General features: G+C 37.3%; 18 protein-coding genes and 1 other annotated feature. Of the genes, 3 read left to right on the top strand and 15 right to left on the bottom strand.

Annotation, left to right across the window (positions count from 1 at the left end):
• Positions 1–47: 47 nt before the first annotated feature.
• The 4 genes from AAJG31_RS22020 to rpmG form a co-directional block, all read right to left on the bottom strand.
• Entirely contained in the window at positions 48–1,943 is a 1,896-nt protein-coding gene (locus AAJG31_RS22020) for an LTA synthase family protein (RefSeq protein WP_048392681.1), read from the bottom strand.
• Positions 1,944–2,223: 280 nt separating this feature from the next.
• Positions 2,224–2,433 (bottom strand): YqgQ family protein, encoded by a 210-nt coding sequence (locus AAJG31_RS22015; RefSeq protein ID WP_004231021.1) that lies wholly within the window; start codon positions 2,431–2,433, stop codon positions 2,224–2,226.
• Positions 2,426–3,019, bottom strand: coding sequence for a 5-formyltetrahydrofolate cyclo-ligase (locus tag AAJG31_RS22010; RefSeq protein WP_066036422.1), 594 nt, complete (start codon positions 3,017–3,019; stop codon positions 2,426–2,428). Before AAJG31_RS22010 ends, AAJG31_RS22015 begins: the two co-directional genes overlap by 8 nt.
• Positions 3,020–3,131: 112 nt before the next feature.
• Positions 3,132–3,281: a 50S ribosomal protein L33 gene (gene rpmG, locus AAJG31_RS22005; RefSeq protein WP_008408521.1), complete on the bottom strand. Its 150-nt coding sequence runs from the start codon at positions 3,279–3,281 to the stop codon at positions 3,132–3,134.
• A 150-nt stretch (positions 3,282–3,431) separates the two neighbouring features.
• Between rpmG and AAJG31_RS22000 the strand changes: the two genes are divergently transcribed.
• Both AAJG31_RS22000 and AAJG31_RS21995 read left to right on the top strand, forming a co-directional pair.
• Positions 3,432–3,884 (top strand): hypothetical protein, encoded by a 453-nt coding sequence (locus AAJG31_RS22000; protein ID WP_305210563.1) that lies wholly within the window; start codon positions 3,432–3,434, stop codon positions 3,882–3,884.
• A 3-nt stretch (positions 3,885–3,887) separates the two neighbouring features.
• Positions 3,888–4,370 carry a hypothetical protein gene (locus AAJG31_RS21995; protein ID WP_054549222.1) on the top strand — a complete coding sequence of 161 codons (483 nt, stop codon included), beginning with the start codon at positions 3,888–3,890 and terminating at the stop codon, positions 4,368–4,370.
• 46 nt (positions 4,371–4,416) lie between these two features.
• On the opposite strand, the gene AAJG31_RS21990 is transcribed toward AAJG31_RS21995, so the two are convergent.
• The 9 genes from AAJG31_RS21990 to AAJG31_RS21950 all read right to left on the bottom strand — a co-directional run bounded on the left by AAJG31_RS21990 (position 4,417) and on the right by AAJG31_RS21950 (position 13,343).
• Positions 4,417–4,989 carry an aminodeoxychorismate/anthranilate synthase component II gene (locus AAJG31_RS21990; protein ID WP_279495589.1) on the bottom strand — a complete coding sequence of 191 codons (573 nt, stop codon included), beginning with the start codon at positions 4,987–4,989 and terminating at the stop codon, positions 4,417–4,419.
• Complete coding sequence (gene trpE, locus AAJG31_RS21985) at positions 4,986–6,371, bottom strand: anthranilate synthase component I (RefSeq protein WP_279495590.1); 1,386 nt, start codon at positions 6,369–6,371, stop codon at positions 4,986–4,988. Before trpE ends, AAJG31_RS21990 begins: the two co-directional genes overlap by 4 nt.
• A 138-nt stretch (positions 6,372–6,509) precedes the next feature.
• Positions 6,510–6,720, bottom strand: a binding site (T-box leader).
• 39 nt (positions 6,721–6,759) lie between these two features.
• Positions 6,760–7,830: a mechanosensitive ion channel domain-containing protein gene (locus AAJG31_RS21980; protein ID WP_048392250.1), complete on the bottom strand. Its 1,071-nt coding sequence runs from the start codon at positions 7,828–7,830 to the stop codon at positions 6,760–6,762.
• Positions 7,831–7,907: 77 nt separating this feature from the next.
• Complete coding sequence (locus AAJG31_RS21975) at positions 7,908–8,780, bottom strand: hypothetical protein (protein WP_048392249.1); 873 nt, start codon at positions 8,778–8,780, stop codon at positions 7,908–7,910.
• 177 nt (positions 8,781–8,957) lie between these two features.
• Entirely contained in the window at positions 8,958–9,617 is a 660-nt protein-coding gene (phoU, locus tag AAJG31_RS21970; protein ID WP_048392248.1) for a phosphate signaling complex protein PhoU, read from the bottom strand.
• Between the two features lie 13 nt (positions 9,618–9,630).
• Positions 9,631–10,464, bottom strand: coding sequence for a phosphate ABC transporter ATP-binding protein PstB (pstB, locus tag AAJG31_RS21965; protein ID WP_048392247.1), 834 nt, complete (start codon positions 10,462–10,464; stop codon positions 9,631–9,633).
• A 12-nt stretch (positions 10,465–10,476) separates the two neighbouring features.
• Positions 10,477–11,355 carry a phosphate ABC transporter permease PstA gene (pstA, locus tag AAJG31_RS21960; RefSeq protein WP_048392246.1) on the bottom strand — a complete coding sequence of 293 codons (879 nt, stop codon included), beginning with the start codon at positions 11,353–11,355 and terminating at the stop codon, positions 10,477–10,479.
• A 1-nt stretch (position 11,356) separates the two neighbouring features.
• Positions 11,357–12,304 carry a phosphate ABC transporter permease subunit PstC gene (gene pstC / locus AAJG31_RS21955; RefSeq protein WP_048392245.1) on the bottom strand — a complete coding sequence of 316 codons (948 nt, stop codon included), beginning with the start codon at positions 12,302–12,304 and terminating at the stop codon, positions 11,357–11,359.
• A gap of 64 nt (positions 12,305–12,368) precedes the next feature.
• On the bottom strand, positions 12,369–13,343 hold the full coding sequence (locus tag AAJG31_RS21950; RefSeq protein WP_004231003.1) for a PstS family phosphate ABC transporter substrate-binding protein: 975 nt from the start codon (positions 13,341–13,343) through the stop codon (positions 12,369–12,371).
• Positions 13,344–13,586: 243 nt separating this feature from the next.
• Between AAJG31_RS21950 and AAJG31_RS21945 the strand changes: the two genes are divergently transcribed.
• Positions 13,587–13,778, top strand: coding sequence for a hypothetical protein (locus tag AAJG31_RS21945; RefSeq protein ID WP_009370174.1), 192 nt, complete (start codon positions 13,587–13,589; stop codon positions 13,776–13,778).
• Positions 13,779–14,034: 256 nt separating this feature from the next.
• Here the strand turns inward: AAJG31_RS21945 and AAJG31_RS21940 are convergent, their stop codons facing one another.
• Positions 14,035–16,239 (bottom strand): penicillin-binding protein 2, encoded by a 2,205-nt coding sequence (locus AAJG31_RS21940; protein ID WP_048392244.1) that lies wholly within the window; start codon positions 16,237–16,239, stop codon positions 14,035–14,037.
• Between the two features lie 280 nt (positions 16,240–16,519).
• A complete protein-coding gene (locus AAJG31_RS21935) occupies positions 16,520–17,125 on the bottom strand; it encodes a superoxide dismutase (RefSeq protein ID WP_016995356.1) in 606 nt (201 codons plus the stop codon).
• Positions 17,126–17,159: the final 34 nt, after the last annotated feature.

The following is a 17,159-nucleotide window of genomic DNA, read 5'->3' as shown; positions in this document are numbered from 1 at the left end:
TATCAGCAATAAAAAAAGAGAGATCCCTATACGAGATCTCTCTTTGATTATTTAACTGAATCCTGCTTTAAATTACCTGTTTTTTCGTCATAGAAGCGAAGTAAGTCTCCATTAATGATGGCATCAGAATTTTCTAGCTCCATTGTAGCACGATCAGCATAAGACTGACATGGCTCACCATCTATTTCTTCGCCAGTTGCTTTGTCATAGCAAGCTTCACCAGCATAGACGTATTTATCTGTAATAAAACGTCCATCACGGAAGACTACAAAGTCCTCATGCTCTGGAGAAAATAAATCTGCACCCATTTGCATATCTTTTGACGTTTCAACGCCAAGAAGGTGTAAGATTGTTGGGCGTAAATCCATTTGTCCGGAAATCTCAGTCATTTCTTTTCCATCGCCCGCTCCTGGGATATGGATGAATAAAGGTACTTCTTGAAGCATTGCATTATCCATTGGTGTAATTTGATCTTTTCCTAAATATTGTGCCATTGCTTTATTATGGTTCTCAGAAATACCATAGTGATCCCCATACATCACAATAATAGAATTATCATAGACACCTTGATCTTTTAACTGTTGGAAGAAGTCTTTTAAAGCCTCATCCATGTAACGTACTGTTTGGAAGTAACGATTTAATGTACCTGAATTTGAATCATATTCAGGAATCATAATATCTTCTGGATCCAATGTAAATGGATAATGGTTCGTTAAAGTAATAAGTCTAGAGTAGAATGGCTGAGGCATATCTTTCATTAAAGCAGCTGATTGCTCTAAGAATGGAACATCTTTCATTCCCCAGTTTACAGCTTGCCCCTCTTCCACAGTATATGAATCTATATCGTAGAATTTATTAATTTTTAACGATTGATACATCATGTCACGATTCCAGAATGATTTATTATTAGGGTGCATGACATTTGTAAAGTATCCATTTTCTCCAAGGCGTTCAGCCATTGAATTATACGTATTTCCACCATGCGTGAAGAATACAGCACCTCGACCTAAACCAAACAGTGAGTTTTCAACAATAAACTCCGAGTCAGATGTTTTTCCTAACCCTGTTTGGTGATAGAAGTTACTGAAATAATACGTATCTTTATCTTTTGTTAAAGAGTTTAAGAATGGCGTAATTTCGTGACCATTCATGTCATTATTAATGACAAAGTTTTGTAATGACTCCATCGATACCACAATCAGGTTACGACCTTTATATTTCCCAAACATCTCTGGATTTACAGCAGCCTGATTAGAACGTATATAGTTGTTCACTTCTACTAGTTCACTACCATCGGCTAACGCACGTTGAGCAGATGATTTAGATTGAATATAAATGTCATACAAGTGGTAATTGTACGTACCAATGTTTTTTACTAATAATTCGCGGTCAAAACTACGTGTTAGTAATTGTGGGCGCTCAGTTTCTGCTAATCCTAAATTTAAGAATGTCATTGCTATTGCAAGCACAAAAAATGCACGACGGAATTCAATATTCACTTTAAATGCATCTTTCATTTTTGGTAAAAATTTATTCGCTAAGATTAAGATAACGACATCAACGAAATATAATACATCCCAAGGCTCAACAATGGCTGCTACTGATGTTCCTAAGTCACTAAAGTTACTTGTTTGGAATAATACTGGTAGCGTAATAAAATCATTGTAGAATCGATAGAACGCTACATTTCCATATAAAACAATGGACAAAATAACGCTGACCGTAATCAAATAACGATTTCTAGCTTTTGCTGATTTAAAGAATAGTGATAAACCATACGTAAATAGCAAGAAGCTTAATGGATTAATAAATAAAATAAACTGTTGCATTGCATTTTCAATTTTCATTTCAAAGCTTGTGTGGTAAACAATGACCGTTTTGATCCAAGTTGCTATAATTGCTAGTATCATAAATGAATGTTTAGGCCACTTTATTGATTTCATTCCTAACATCCTCCCTACTTCCTTACAAAAAAATAATAATTTTTTACATTTTGTTACGGAAACAAAATATATCTTAATCCTTTTTTAACAGATAATCAACACATATCTTAGGGAAAATTTTTTCTCCCTGCTCTTTCTATGCACCAGATATCTATATATACGTTTTGCATTGTAAAAAGTTTCGTAAAAACATAAAAACAGCGGAAACCCACTGTTTTTAAGAATATTACATACATGTTACATTAATTTTACAATACCCAATTACATTATATTTCAAACATTACTTTTTATGCTCTTCCATACGAAGTCTTGTTGTTTCTTGTCGAATAAGCAGTAGAGCCATTTGATAATCTTTTATATCTAGTACATTCGCTTTATAGAGCTCACGTATTTCATCCTCCATCAACATCAAATCGCCAATAGGATCACGTGTATAAATATAGGTACCATATGTTTTCAAGAGTTCATAAATATCTAGCATTTTATCCATTTTCATTCGCTCCTCGTTGTGCAACACAGTCAATACGTTTTGTGGGCGTCACAATGATATCTACTGGGCAATCATGTGCTTCAGTAGGAACACAATCAATGATTTGCTCATCAAAGAGCAGCGACATCAGCTTACCCTTATTATAGTTTAATACATAGCGGTCATAATAACCACCGCCATAGCCGATTCGATAACCGTATGGATCAAAAACAACGCCTGGTACAACAATGATATCCATCTCATTTGCGTCAACAAACTCACTTTTTGCTGGAATGGGCTCACGCAAATGCATATATACAGTTTCAAGCTGTGCAAATGATTCAATGGCATAAAATGACATTTCTCTTGTTTTTGGGTGACATTTAGGAACTGCGACCTTTTTACCTAGTTTCCATAATTCCTCAATTATAAGAATTGTGTCGACTTCTGGCTTATTTGAAATGGTCATGCCAATTGTATTTGCTTCTATTATATATGGTTCCTGTAGCACCTTGTTTAACACAGCTAATGATTGACGATGATAGTCTTCATCCTTCATAGTTGCAAGGGCTTGGCGTACCGTGTTTCGTAAAGTTGTTTTATCCATCTAGGCTACCTCCTATATCGTAAAACTTCATATCCTCCTGGAATTGTTACATTGAATGATGTGATAAAATGTAGAAAGCCAAAACCACTTGTGGTTTTGGCTTAATGAGCGATTACTTAGTTTCACGGTGAAGAGTGTATTTCTTCTCGCGAGAGCAATATTTTTTAAGTTCAAGACGCTCTGGATTGTTACGCTTGTTCTTTTTAGAAATGTAGTTACGTTCGCCGCAATCTGTGCAAGCTAAAGTAATATTTACGCGCATCATTAACCCTCCCACTCTATATCAAGAATTTAAATTTGAGCATGATTTATACGACTAACCTATTATAACATAAACTGAAAAAAAATCTACCTTCATTTCATATTAAGTTTGCATATGGTAAAATATCTTATAATTACATACTACATTGAGGTGAAACTATTGGATTTATCCATCTTATTAATGAGTATCGGCATTTTTCTGATCATCATTTCGTTCTTTTTCAAAAATAGCTCGAAAAAAATCGAACAAGATGTCGAAGAATTATCTATCTCCATCTTCCAAGAAACGAATAATTTAAAACGTCGTCTTAAGATTGTGGAGGAAGAACTTTTACTAGAGCCTGAGTTCCAAGTGAAATCAAAATCAAGTATCCCTCCAAAAGGTCAAGATCCTAAAGTGCACCAAGTCATGCAGGCTGTTCAACAGGCTGCACAGAGTTCAAAAGTTGGACAAACAACAGCACCAGCAAAACCGATTCATCAAATTATTATTAGTCAGGTACTTGAATTAAATAAACAGGGTCTTTCTGTAGCAGATATTAGTATTCGCTCAAATTTAACAGAAGAGCAAGTTCGGCAAGTGATTGCAAACGGGGGGCGTTGATTGATGAATAAGTCTGCCATTCGTGCATTTGGTATAGCCATTTTTCTTGTTGGGGCATTGCTTGCACTCGCAAACCGCTTCGATGTAAATATTGGTCTTCCTACTAAGGAATTTTCCAATCAACAACAGGTAAAAGAACTGCAAAACAAACTAAGTAAGGCCAATCAAGAAATTGCCTCGTTAAAGGATCAATTAAAGCAAGTACATACGACTGAAAAAACTTCTACAACAGATGCATCTGAACAAGCTGATAAAGAAGCGTATACAGATGTAACAACGATGTCTCTGCAAATCTATAGTGGTATCACACCGTATAGTGTGGCCCAAAAACTTGAAGACGGTGGCATTATTACCAATAGTGTTGAAATGGAGTTACTACTTGCTAACCCTAAATATGCTAGAAGCTTACAAATCGGCTCCTATGAGGTCAATTCTTCCATGACTTTAGAAGAAATAGCTAATTTAATTACAGGTAAGAAACAATAACATAAAAAGCTGTCGCCCATTCATATATGAGGCGACAGCTTTTTTATTACGCTATACTTTCTAGAAAGGCTTGCATCATCATACTACCTTCTTTTGTGCCGATTGATTCAGGATGAAACTGCAGCCCATAAAGTGGATATTCTTTATGTTGAATGGCCATGATTTCTCCGTCATCACCCGCTGTGGCGAGTATTTTAAAATCCGTGTGTAAAGTTTGTTCTTCAATAATAAGTGAATGATATCGCATAACCTCGATATCCCCATCTAATTGGGCAAATAAACCTGTTTGCTCGTATTGTAATGGGGACAGCTTTCCATGCATAATATTTTTTGCCTGTACAATATTTGCGCCAAAAGCCTGACCTATCGATTGGTGCCCTAGACAAATACCTAAAATAGGGAATTTTTGATAGAGTTCCTTGATGACCTCTATCGTTATCCCTGCTTCATTTGGCGTTCCTGGCCCTGGTGATAAAATGATGGCTTCTGGCGATAGTTTTTGAATTTCTTCTATAGTAATGACATCATTCCGTACAACCTTGACGCTTTTTCCAAGCATACTGATTTGTTGAAATAAATTATAGGTAAAAGAATCGTAGTTATCTATGATTAAAATCATTTTTTTACCTCCAATAGGGCACGTGCCTTATTCAGTGTTTCTTCATATTCTGACAATGGAATCGAATCATAAACAATACCTGCTCCTGCCTGTACATGTGCCTTTTGATCCTTAATGAGCATCGTGCGAATCGCGAGGGCCAAGTCCATATCACCAGTTGTCGAAATATAGCCCACTGCTCCCGCATACACCCCACGCTTTACTGGTTCTAATTCATTAATCAATTGCATGGCCCGAATTTTTGGTGCCCCTGACACTGTACCAGCAGGTAAACAAGCACGAAGTACATCCAGTACATGGAGGTCATCTCGCAATTCGGCAATAACCTCAGATACCATATGCATCACATATTTATAGCGCTCAATTTTCATGTATTTGGTTAGCTTGACAGAACCCACTTTTGCAATACGTCCAAGATCATTGCGACCTAAATCCACTAACATACGGTGTTCAGCTATTTCCTTGCTATCCACTAATAGCGCATTTGCGATGGCCTCATCCTGTTCTATTGTCGTGCCACGCGGCTTTGTACCTGCTATTGGGTTGGTTGTCACTTTTCGATTTTTTACTTTCACAAGACTTTCAGGAGATGTTCCTAAAATAATATAGTCACCATAATCCATATAAAACATATAGGGTGATGGGTTAGACGTGCGCAATTGACGATAGAGCGAGAACGGCAAACCTGTAAACGGCGCAGAAAAACGTTGCGATAACACAATTTGGAAAATATCACCTCTCAAAATATGCTGCTTAGCACGTTCCACCAAAGCAACAAATCGTTCCTTTGAAATCATAGGCTTAAACTGTAGCTCATCCACCTTTAATACCTCAAAGGTCGTACCTGCACAAAGCTGTTGCTCCATCCTTGTAATAGCAGCTTCCATCTCCTCTAATGAACGCCCATCCTGAAATAGATCAATCGAAGCTAGTGTAATTTCTTGTGTTAGATGATCAAAAACAATAAATGTATCATAGAAAAAAACATGAACATCAGGCATAGCTAAATCATCCTGTAAATAGTCACCTATTTTTTCTGTGTAAAATGCTGTTTCATAGCCAAAGAAACCTATAGCTCCTCCAAAGAAAGCAAAAGGATAGCTTTCTTTATGAAAGGGTATTAGTTCTTTTAATCGATCAAGCACATTGCCCCTAGCCTTGTCATTTTCTGCTCCTTTTGAAAACACGAATTCTTCATTGTTTCCTTTTAGTTCAGCCACTGGATTGATGGCGATAAAGGAATATCGCCCACTTTCCTCATGTTTCGCTGAGGATTCGAACAACATTTTATGCTGCCCTTTCAGTGATTGATACACAGAGATCGGGGTCATCATATCCCCATGTAATACTTTCATAGCATACTTTCTAAGCTCAACTGTCATACTCTTCTCTCCTTCTCTAAGCTCTGCTCATCTACACCTCATCTATCTTTAGCAGCAGAAATCTGCTAAAGGCTCTCTCTTCATTCAGCTAAAACATTTGCCGTCTAAAGAAAAAAATATAAAAAGGCCTTTCCATCCCAAAAGGACGGAAAAGCCGTGGTGCCACCTTCATTGGTCTCCTGATAGGAAAACCCTCTCTAAGCCTTGTAACGTAGGCATCCGCTAATCCGTACTTTTTTCAGGATTAGAGCTCCGAAGTCCATTCACTAAACATTTGTACTAGTTTTCACCAACCACTAGCTCTCTATAACAAATTGTACTAGCTACTACTCTTCATCAAAGCTGATTTCTTGGTAATATTGTAAAGCAAACTATCTTACAATTCAATTTATTTTTTATTTCGCAGACTTTCTTCTTCAGGATGGCTAGCTAATGTAATCGATAGCTCCTCCATTATTTGACGAATGGCAAATAAAATATCCTGCCGCACTTCCAGCATAACAGCGGTATCATTTGTGGCAACAAAGAATCGAACAAGCACGCGATACGAATCATGATGAAATTCATCTATAAATACATGAATCATGTCTTTCTCTGTTTTAGCATGTAAATAAATTTCCTTATGAATGGCCGTTAAAGCGCTACGTATGTCTTCCTCATTATTAGCAGCAGCGATATATAAAAATTGCTCACATTTCCGTTTTTCTCGTTTAGATAAATTATAAAGTGGGCGATTCACTAAATAGGAGTTCGGCACATACACAAGTCCTTTGTCTCCTGTTTGAATTAACGTACTTCTTAAATTAATATCCTCAATCGTTCCTTCAATTTTTTGATCCTCTGTCGCAATCCAATCTCCTATTTGGAATGGATTATCTAAAGCTACGGACATGCCACCAAATACATGCGCTAGTGTATCGCGAATCCCAAAGGCAATCGCCACACCCGTTAAGCCGATTCCCGTTAAAAAGCCATTCAGATTAAAATCCCAAAAGGAAGCAATCGTAAACATAGCAAAAATCATGATAAGTACTTTACCGATTCGTAGAAAAAACGGTAGTAAAACATTCTGATCCTCTTCGCTTGTTAATTCAAATGGTTGTTTCGTATAAAAATTCAAAACATCATAAATCCCTTTAAAAGCAAAAAACACCATAATAGACAATACAAAATTCTTTGTTGATGGATGTGTAAATAAAGGGACTTTTATTAAATAAGATAAGCTTAGCACAATGACAGTCGTCATAAAGGCATAGCCAATTGCTTTACTAAATTGAGCCAGTACATTTGCTTGGAAATTGCGCTGACGATCTTTTAAAAATAGCACAACACGATGAATAATTTTTTTGATGATGAATCGTTGAATAAGCCACCCGACTAAACAAATAATGACAGCAATTAAGCCATCTAGCCAGGTTGGGACTGTAAATTTAGGTAATAACCAATGTAATGAATCCATGTATTTCTCCTTTATAACTACCTATGTATCGCCAGCAAAAAGGAGCCGACCTTCAGTAATGGTTAGCCCCGTTCTTGTTATTGTATGGCATCATCTGCAAAAAAAGCCTTACTAGCAAACCAAAATTGCTGTTTATTAAAGTTATGTTCATGCATGGCAATTACCGAAAATTCAGCATGATATTTTTGCTTCATTTCCTTTAGCATCATTTTTGCTTGCTTGCCAACGAGATGCTGCCCATCAATAGGTGCTCCTTCTGTAAAAATAATGACATCTGCTTCTGTACCTAATTGATTTTCCTGTAGCAATGCTTTCACAAATTGTAAAACAGGTAAAATGGCTGCCTCTCCCTTTGCCTTATATTCGATAAAACTTTTAAAATCAGCTAAATTTAAATGACCATTTTCAAAGCGGTAGTGGACATGAATTTGCCGATCATACGGTACAATGTATAAATCACGGCCTTCTCGATGTGCACTCATAAATAACGCTAAAATCATACTTTTACAAATCTCAGAATAAGCGGCCATTCCTGTCGTTTGTTCTAAACAAATAATCATCGGGCCAGGGTCTTGTTGATAATCATGAAAGGGTACATAGTAAATATTGCCGCTTTTCGTTGTCTGTTGCTTAAGCTTTTGACGTCTAAGCTCTGACCATTTTCGTTCATAATACTGGCGTTGCTCTTTGCCATTTGCTAAGCGTTCTGCCTTCTCAATAGCAGGAATATTCTCTTGGATTTCATGCATGATATCCGTCAATTCCAGAGCAAATGCTGCCATATTTCGTAATGGCTCACTCTTGAAAAAATAATCGATAAAATAATGTTGTTCCCCTTCACTTAACTCCTCTATATGTAGGTTTTCATAGAGAAAACGTAAATAGTCAAGTTGTTCTATTGTCAACTGCTTGTCAAATTGCTTGATGAGGGATTCAATCGCATCTTTCATGTAGCAGCACCTCCTAAGCACCACATTTTTTGGATAATGTCTATAGTATAACCAAAAAAATTTTTTGACAATACAAAAACGCTTGCTATAAAGACGCTACAGCCAAAGACAATGTTGCTGCTTCAGGAGATTTTTTTCTGCAAATGAAAAAAAGAGCTAAAACGCAGCTCTTCTTTCTTAATTATTTAATTCATAATGTTTGCCTTTTACTAAGTAAAATAGATGTTCAGCAATATTTGTAGCATGGTCAGCAGAACGCTCTAAATAGCGGCATATAAATGTTAGGTGCGTAATCTGTGAAATATGGGAGGGGTTTTCTACCCCAGCACGGAGTAAAAGGGTGATCGTTGCCCCGTATAAATCGTCCACGTAATCATCTAACTCTGCAATCTCTTTAGCGCGTACCGTATCTTCCTCAGTAAAGGCCTTCATGATGCTCTCTAGCATTTCTACTGTTTTATTGCACATGGTTTGGAGATTTGTTATTGGAAATATCATCGGCTCCTTACCAATTCGAATTGCTTCTTTAGCTATATTAACCGCATAGTCCCCTACTCTTTCCATATCTGAAGCTGCCTTTACGAGAACCATGAGACGGCGTAAATCTGTTGCTACTGGTTGTTGCTTGGCAATCATTAGGATCACATGGTCATTAATTTCTTCTTCAAGGCGATTAATGATTAAATCGTCCTCCAAAATTTTCAAAGACTTTTCTAAATCCTGCTCTACCAATGCTTCAAAAGCTGTTTTTAATGCAAGGATACTGCTATTAGCAATTGCAAGAAATTGTCCCTGTACCTCTTTTAACTCTTGTTCAAAACGTTCACGTACGATCATTCATTGCTCCTCCTTAGCCGAAACGTCCCGAAATATAGTCTTCTGTACGTTGATCTGCTGGTGTTTGGAAAATAACATCCGTTTTATCGTATTCGACAACCTCTCCACTTAGGAAGAATGCTGTACGATCAGAAATACGTGCCGCTTGCTGCATATTATGTGTCACGATGACAATGGAATAATCCTTTTTCAGTTCTTGAACCAGCTCTTCCACTTTCAACGTAGAAATCGGGTCCAAGGCAGATGTTGGCTCATCCATTAAGATGACATCAGGCTCAATCGCTAAGCAACGTGCAATACAAATACGTTGTTGCTGACCACCTGATAATCCGTAAGCATTTTGATTCAAACGGTCTTTTACCTCGTCCCAAATGGCTGCCCCTCTTAATGATTTCTCCACAATTTCATCGAGAATTTTTTTATTTTTAATGCCATGAATTCTTGGTCCATAGGCAATGTTATCATAAATGGATTTTGGAAACGGGTTTGGCTTTTGGAATACCATACCTACACGTGTTCTTAATTCCTCTACCGTATAGTTTTTATCTAAAATATTTCGCTCACGATATAAAATTTCTCCTGATGTACGTACGATTGGTACAAGTTCAACCATGCGGTTTAATGTTTTTAGATACGTAGATTTCCCACAGCCAGATGGTCCAATAATAGCCGTTACTTCATTTTCATAGATGCTTAAATTAACATCTTTTAAACCATGATGATCACCATACCATAAGTTTAAATTGCGTGTATCATAGACAATATTTTTCGCCACATCTGCTATAGGCTTAGTCGTTGCCTGATTCCGTTTGACAATTGTTTTTTCCTCTTTAAAATCTAATACCATAAGGTCACCTCATTAATAACGTTTTTGGAATTTATTTCGGATATAGATGGCAATCGAATTCATTAATAGCAGCACTGTCATAAGCACTAAAATACCTGCGGCTGCTACGTACTGAAAGGCTTCTTGTGGTCGTTTTGCCCAATCATATATTTGCATTGGTAATGCTGTAAATTGACTCAGTAAACCATTCGGTAAAAACTGGAGGATAACTGGAATTCCAATTACAACTAGTGGAGCTGTTTCTCCAATGGCACGAGACAAGGCTAAAATACTTCCTGTTAAAATACCTGGAATGGCAGCTGGCAATACAACACGCAAAATCGTTTGCCATTTCGTTGCACCCATGCCATATGAAGCTTCACGTTGTTCGTTTGGCACTGCACGAATAGCCTCTTGAGCCGCTACAATGATAACAGGTAAAATTAACAAACTCATTGTAAAGCCAGCAGCTAAAATACTTTTTCCTAGACCCATCATACGTACAAAAATAGTTAATCCAAGTAATCCAAAAACAATGGAAGGAACACCTGCTAGATTCGATATATTCATGCGAATAAAGTCATTGATTTTATTTTTCTTGGCATACTCCTCTAAATAAATCGCAGTACCAACTCCTAAAATAATGGATACTGGTGCTACAACTGCCATTAACCAAAGCGAACCGATTAAAGCAGCTTTGATACCTGCCTTATCCGCAAATCGTGATGCAAAATTCGTCAAGAAATCGATATTTAAGTAATCAATCCCCTGTGTCACAATGCGGTACAGTAAAATAGCTAAAGCAACAAGTGCAAACGTAGTAGCTAAGAAAAAGAGAGTTTTCCAGACTTTATTTGCTGTAATACGCTTTGTCATTCGTTTCATGACGACTGTGTCATCCATATAGCGCATGCTAGTAAACCTCCCTGAAGCGTTTCGAAATATAGTGAGCAAGTAAATTCATTACTAGAGTAAAGATAAATAGTGTAAATCCTACTGAATAAATTGAGTAATAAATGGTTGTACCATAACCCGCATCACCAGTTGAAACCTGTACAATGTATGCAGTCATTGTTTGAATAGAGTCTGTCACATTGAGGTCAAATTTCGGTGTTGAACCACCTGCAAGCGATACAATCATTGTTTCTCCAATTGCCCGGGAAATAGCTAACACAACAGAAGCGACAATCCCTGAAAGCGCAGCTGGTAATACTACTTTGATTGCTACTTCAAATTTCGTCGCACCTAGAGCTAAGGCTCCTTCACGCATACTATTTGGTACAGATGACATAGCATCTTCTGAAAGAGATGTAATCATTGGTAAAATCATAATCCCTACAACAATACCAGGACTTAATGCATTAAATAATTTGAGTCCAGGTACAATTTCTTGTAAAACTGGTGTGACAAATGTTAAAGCGAAGAAGCCATAAACAATTGTTGGCACACCTGCTAATACCTCTAAAATAGGTTTCACTGTACGTCGTGTTTTCTCACTTGCATATTCACTTAAATAGATAGCTGAAGCAATTCCAAATGGTACAGCTACTACAACTGCAATAAGTGTCACTTTTAATGTACCAGCGATTAATGGCAGTATCCCAAATAACGGTTCGTTACCTGAAAACGGTAACCATTTAGTACCGAAAAGGAAATCCGTAATCGACACACGTTTAAAGAATTCAAACGTTTCAAAAATAAGGGTGAAAACAATGCCAAATGTTGTTAATATCGAAATAATAGCTGCAGAAAATAATAGAGCTGGCATGGCTTTTTCCACTATTTTCTTTGTTTTTTGGTTGCGCGAATTTGCAATTAATTGCTGCACAGATGATGTCTTATCTTCCTTTTGAGAAACCATTGGGAGCTCCTTTCAAATAAGTGAGGGAAAGAGCATACATCTCTTCCCCTCTATGCATGTCTTCTTATTTTAAGCCTTCTAAAGTTTTTAAGCCTTCAGTATATTTTTCTTCAGGTAAACGAACATAGCCCACTGCTTCAGCCATATCGCCTGCGTTTTCAAGTGTAAATTTAATGAAGTCGTATGCTGCTTCATTGTCCTTCATTGCACTATTTTTTACGTATGTGAATAATGGACGTGAAAGTGGTGTATATTCGCCACCTTCAATTGTTTCATTTGTTGGCTCTACGCCATTTACTTTGACAATGTTTAATTTATCTTTATTTTCAAGGTAGTAAGCATAACCGAAGAAGCCAATCGCATTTTTATCACCAGCTACACCTTGCACTAGCATATTATCATCCTCTGATAATGTTGCTGAGCTTACTAGATCTGCTCCATCTAAAATCACTTCATCAAAGTAATCGTATGTGCCTGAATCAGTACCTGGTGAATAGTAAACGATTTTTTCATCTGGCCATGATGGATCAATATCAGACCATTTTTTCTCTGTCCCATCTTCAATCCAAATTTTTTGTAGTTGTTCTACCGTTAAGTCCTTCGCCCAATCATTTTCTGGGTTCACGACTACTGATAAACCGTCATATGCTAAAGCTAGCTCTGTAAAATCAATGCCCGCTTCTTCTAATTTCGCTTTCTCTTCATCTTTTATATTACGAGATGCATTTGAAAAGTCTGTTTCACCTGCGATGAATTTTTCAAAACCACCACCAGTACCAGAAACCCCCACTGATACTTTGACATCTGGTTGTGTACCTGCATACTCTTCAACAACTGCCTCAATGATTGGTGCTACTGTTGATGAGCCATCTCCAGCTACAGACCCTTGTAGCTTTTCATCAGCAGCTTCTTGTCCTGAGCTTGCTGGTGCATTCGTTTCTGTATTGTTTCCGTTTTGTGCAGAATCGCTACCACATGCACCTAGCATTAATGCAGAACCCATTACCGCTGTCATCGTTAAGTACTTCCACTTTTTCATCTCATTTGCCTCCGTCATGAACTGTTTTATAGTTATTTGTCTTACAATCTTTACTATAATGACTGATTGTTGAAGTCGTATAAACGGTTCGTAAAAGAGATGTAAAGGAATGTAATGCTTTGTAAACGTTTGTAAAGATGAATTTACAATAGAGGAAACTTGCTTCCTATAGGAAAGGTGTTATAATAAGCAATTGTGTCAGGAAATATTTATTTTAATGATAAGGAGAGTTTGACCTTTGTCATGAAACATGCAAAAGTACAAAATGTCGATTATTTTAAAACATATTTATCATTAGTAATGGAACATCGGGACTACACACTTCAAGAGGCGATTGATTTTATGCTAGCTTCTTATTTCTATAACAATATAGAACTTTATGGGGTAAAACCAAGAGAGCAATTTGAATTAGCCATTCAGCAATTATCCGCATAAAGGCACTAAATATTTGAAAGGGGCGTTTTGCTATGCAAACGCCCCTTTCACTACTTAGTTAAGTTTAAATTTCACAACATATTCAGTTCATCAGCAATTTTGACAAGTACCTCTGAATTGCGCATTTGGTATACATTCCATATTTACTTAAGAATTAGCGTAACATCATTCAAAATTCATAAAAAAGTAAAAATAAAACGGATTTGGAAAATAATTTTTCCAAATCCGTTTTGTATTAGCGCATATCCAATACCCTTTATTCCTGCTCATTCTCTCCAATTTTTTCTTCCGTAATCGCTGGTAAAATTGGCTGTTTTACATTGCTATCAGTTACTTTTTCAGCTTGATATTTTGCTTTTAATTCAAAATACTTATCTAAAGAACGTCTAGCAATGACATTATTTTGATAGTAGTGTGGCGCTAAATTTGTATTAACCCATGGGATCACAACTGCATAGGCAATTTCAGGATTTTCATATGGGGCAAAGCCAACATGCGTTAAATTAATCGTATTTGTGCCGTAGTGCTCACGTAACGGACCATAATACACTACCTCTGCTGTCCCTGTTTTCCCTGCAGCTGTATATGGAGTATCGGCAAATTGTGCTCGTGCTGTACCATGTGAACCAGTATATACACGACGTAGCCCTTGCTTTACATAATCGATCTCTTCTTTAGGATTATCAATTTGATTCAAAATAGTTGGACCTACTTCTGTTACTAACTGCCCTAATTGCTTCCCATCCTGTGATGGGTCTCGAACCTCTTTCACAACATGTGGCTGAATACGATAGCCACCATTGGCAACTGTTGAAATATATTGTGCAAGTTGAAGTGGTGTATACGTATCATACTGACCAATCGCCAAGTCAAGTGTTTTACCACCCATTGTTGGACCTGATGGACCACGCACTCCGCTAAATTCATTTGGTAAATCAATGCCTGTTTTCACACCTAAACCAAATTGCGCATAATTATTACGCATTTTTGAGAACGTATCGTCCTTTAAGCGTAATGGCATACCATAACTATAAGGGGTTCCATTAAGCAGCATCGCAATTTTAAACATATAGGAGTTGGAAGAACGTTCTAATGCTAACAAGTCATTCATCGGGATATATCCAGCCCTGTTAAAAATAGACGTTTTCGGGTCCGTGCCAGCTAATATAATCGGCTCGTCTCCCATTGAAGTACCCATCGAAATAACATCCTGATTGTAGCCAGTGAGGACTGTTGCTGCTTTAACAGATGAACCTGCCTCATAGGCTGTTGTAAACGATCCATATGCATAGTCAATGACTTCATTTTGCCCTGTCTCGGGATTTTTTTCTATTTTCTTACCTACCATCGATAAAATGTCGCCTGTATTTGGATCCATCATAATAAGGAAGGCACGGTCTAATAAATAGGAGCCTGGAAGTGCCTTTAAGTTAAGCAGTTCTTCTTCTACAATCTTATCCGTTTCAGCCTGCAGCTCACTATCCAATGAAAGGATTAAGTCTTTACCTGGCTCCCCTTCATAGGTTGTGACTGTATCGACTACTTGACCTTTTTTATTGGTAATATTTTTGACGACTGTTTTTTGACCTTGTAATAATTCTTCATATTGTGCTTCAATGTAACTTTCTCCCACACGGTCATTACGTGAGTAGTCACGTGCTAAATAGTAATTGAGCTTCTCTTTTGGTATCCCTTTTGTTGGGACCGTTGTACGCCCAAGAATAGATAAAGATGATAATTTGACACGTTTCCAGTCTGTTGTTGTATTAACACCTGGTAGTTCAGTTAAACGCTCAGATACACGAGCAAATTCATCAGCTGATACATTTTCACTTTTAATAATTTGAGGAGATAGATTATAGCCAGATACCATCTCACGATAAATCGCTAATACCTCTAAATCTGCCTCTGTTAATTGTAAAAGTTCTTCGTTTGTGATACGTTCCCGTACCAGTTTATCAATCTCTGCATTAATCTGACTTGTTGTAATATTTTCTTGTGCATTAATTTTTGTTTTTTCTGCCTCTGTGACTTTTTCATAGGCAGCATCGTGATTTTGTAATATCCAAAAATCCTGTTTATCACGCAATGTGACACGCTTTGTTGGCTGTTCAATTAACTGTGCCAGCTTTTTCGCGATATCAAGCATCTCCTCTGTTGTGGTCGTTTGCATTTTCGTATACGTAATGGCATTTTCCGGGTGATTATCCACTAAAATACGACCGTAACGATCATACATGCGTCCCCTTGGTACACTTGTGTTGACAGGAACTTCTTCTGTACGCTCTAAAATACGTACATAATCTTCCCCTTTGACGATTTGCATATAGCCAAGTCTAAAAATTAACATTGAAAATACGATAAATATTGCAAAGAAAAGGATATTCATACGAAATGTTAAGTTAGAATGATGTTTTGCTTTAACACTCGCCGCGCGATTTTTTCCAGGTGCTTTGCGCATATGTATTCCCCTCCTCATCTTCTGATCATTTCAATACACGATACCTAGTATACCATTCGAAGGTATGACAGAAAAGCACGCACTTTCGATTTCTTATGTAAAACATCATTTATTTGACGGTACTTTATGGAGAAAGGTTGCCCTATTTCACGCTCTCCTTATATTTCGTCTTCATTATCCTGATATTTTCAGATTCTATCCCTTAATTTGCTGTTTTATCCAACAAAAAAAGGCTATGCCTCCGTGATTGCTCACTTTAGGCACAGCCAATTATTCGTTATTATTTTGCAGCTTGGAATTTAGCTTCTACTACATCCCAGTTTACTACGTTCCAGAAAGCACCGATGTAATCTGGACGACGGTTTTGGTAGTTTAGGTAGTATGCATGTTCCCATACATCTAAGCCTAAAACTGGAGTTTTCCCTTCCATTACTGGAGAGTCTTGGTTTGGAGTAGACGTAACAGCAACTGAGTCACCATCAACGATTAACCAAGCCCAACCTGAACCAAAGCGAGTTGTAGCAGCTTTAGCAAATTCTTCTTTGAAAGCGTCGAAAGAACCGAATTTAGCATCGATTGCTTTTGCTACTTCACCAACTGGTGTATTTGAACCGCCTGGAGCGATTACTTCCCAGAATAATGTATGGTTAGCATGTCCGCCACCGTTGTTGCGTACAGCAGTTTGTTTGTCAGCTGGAAGAGCATCTAGGTTTGCGATTAAGTCGTTAATGTCTTTTTCTGCAAATTCAGTACCTTCTACTGCTGCGTTTAAGTTTGTTACATAAGTATTGTGGTGTTTAGAATGGTGAATTTCCATTGTTTTTGCATCGATATGTGGTTCTAATGCGTCATAAGCGTAAGTTAATTGTGGTAATTCGTAAGCCATTGTTAAGTTCCTCCCTAAAATAAGAAATAATTAG

The organism is Lysinibacillus sp. BS3 (genome assembly GCF_039614735.1).
GTDB lineage: Bacteria > Bacillota > Bacilli > Bacillales_A > Planococcaceae > Lysinibacillus > Lysinibacillus capsici.
Note: the sequence above shows the minus strand (reverse complement) of the source record. Positions and strands in the feature narration are given on the sequence as shown.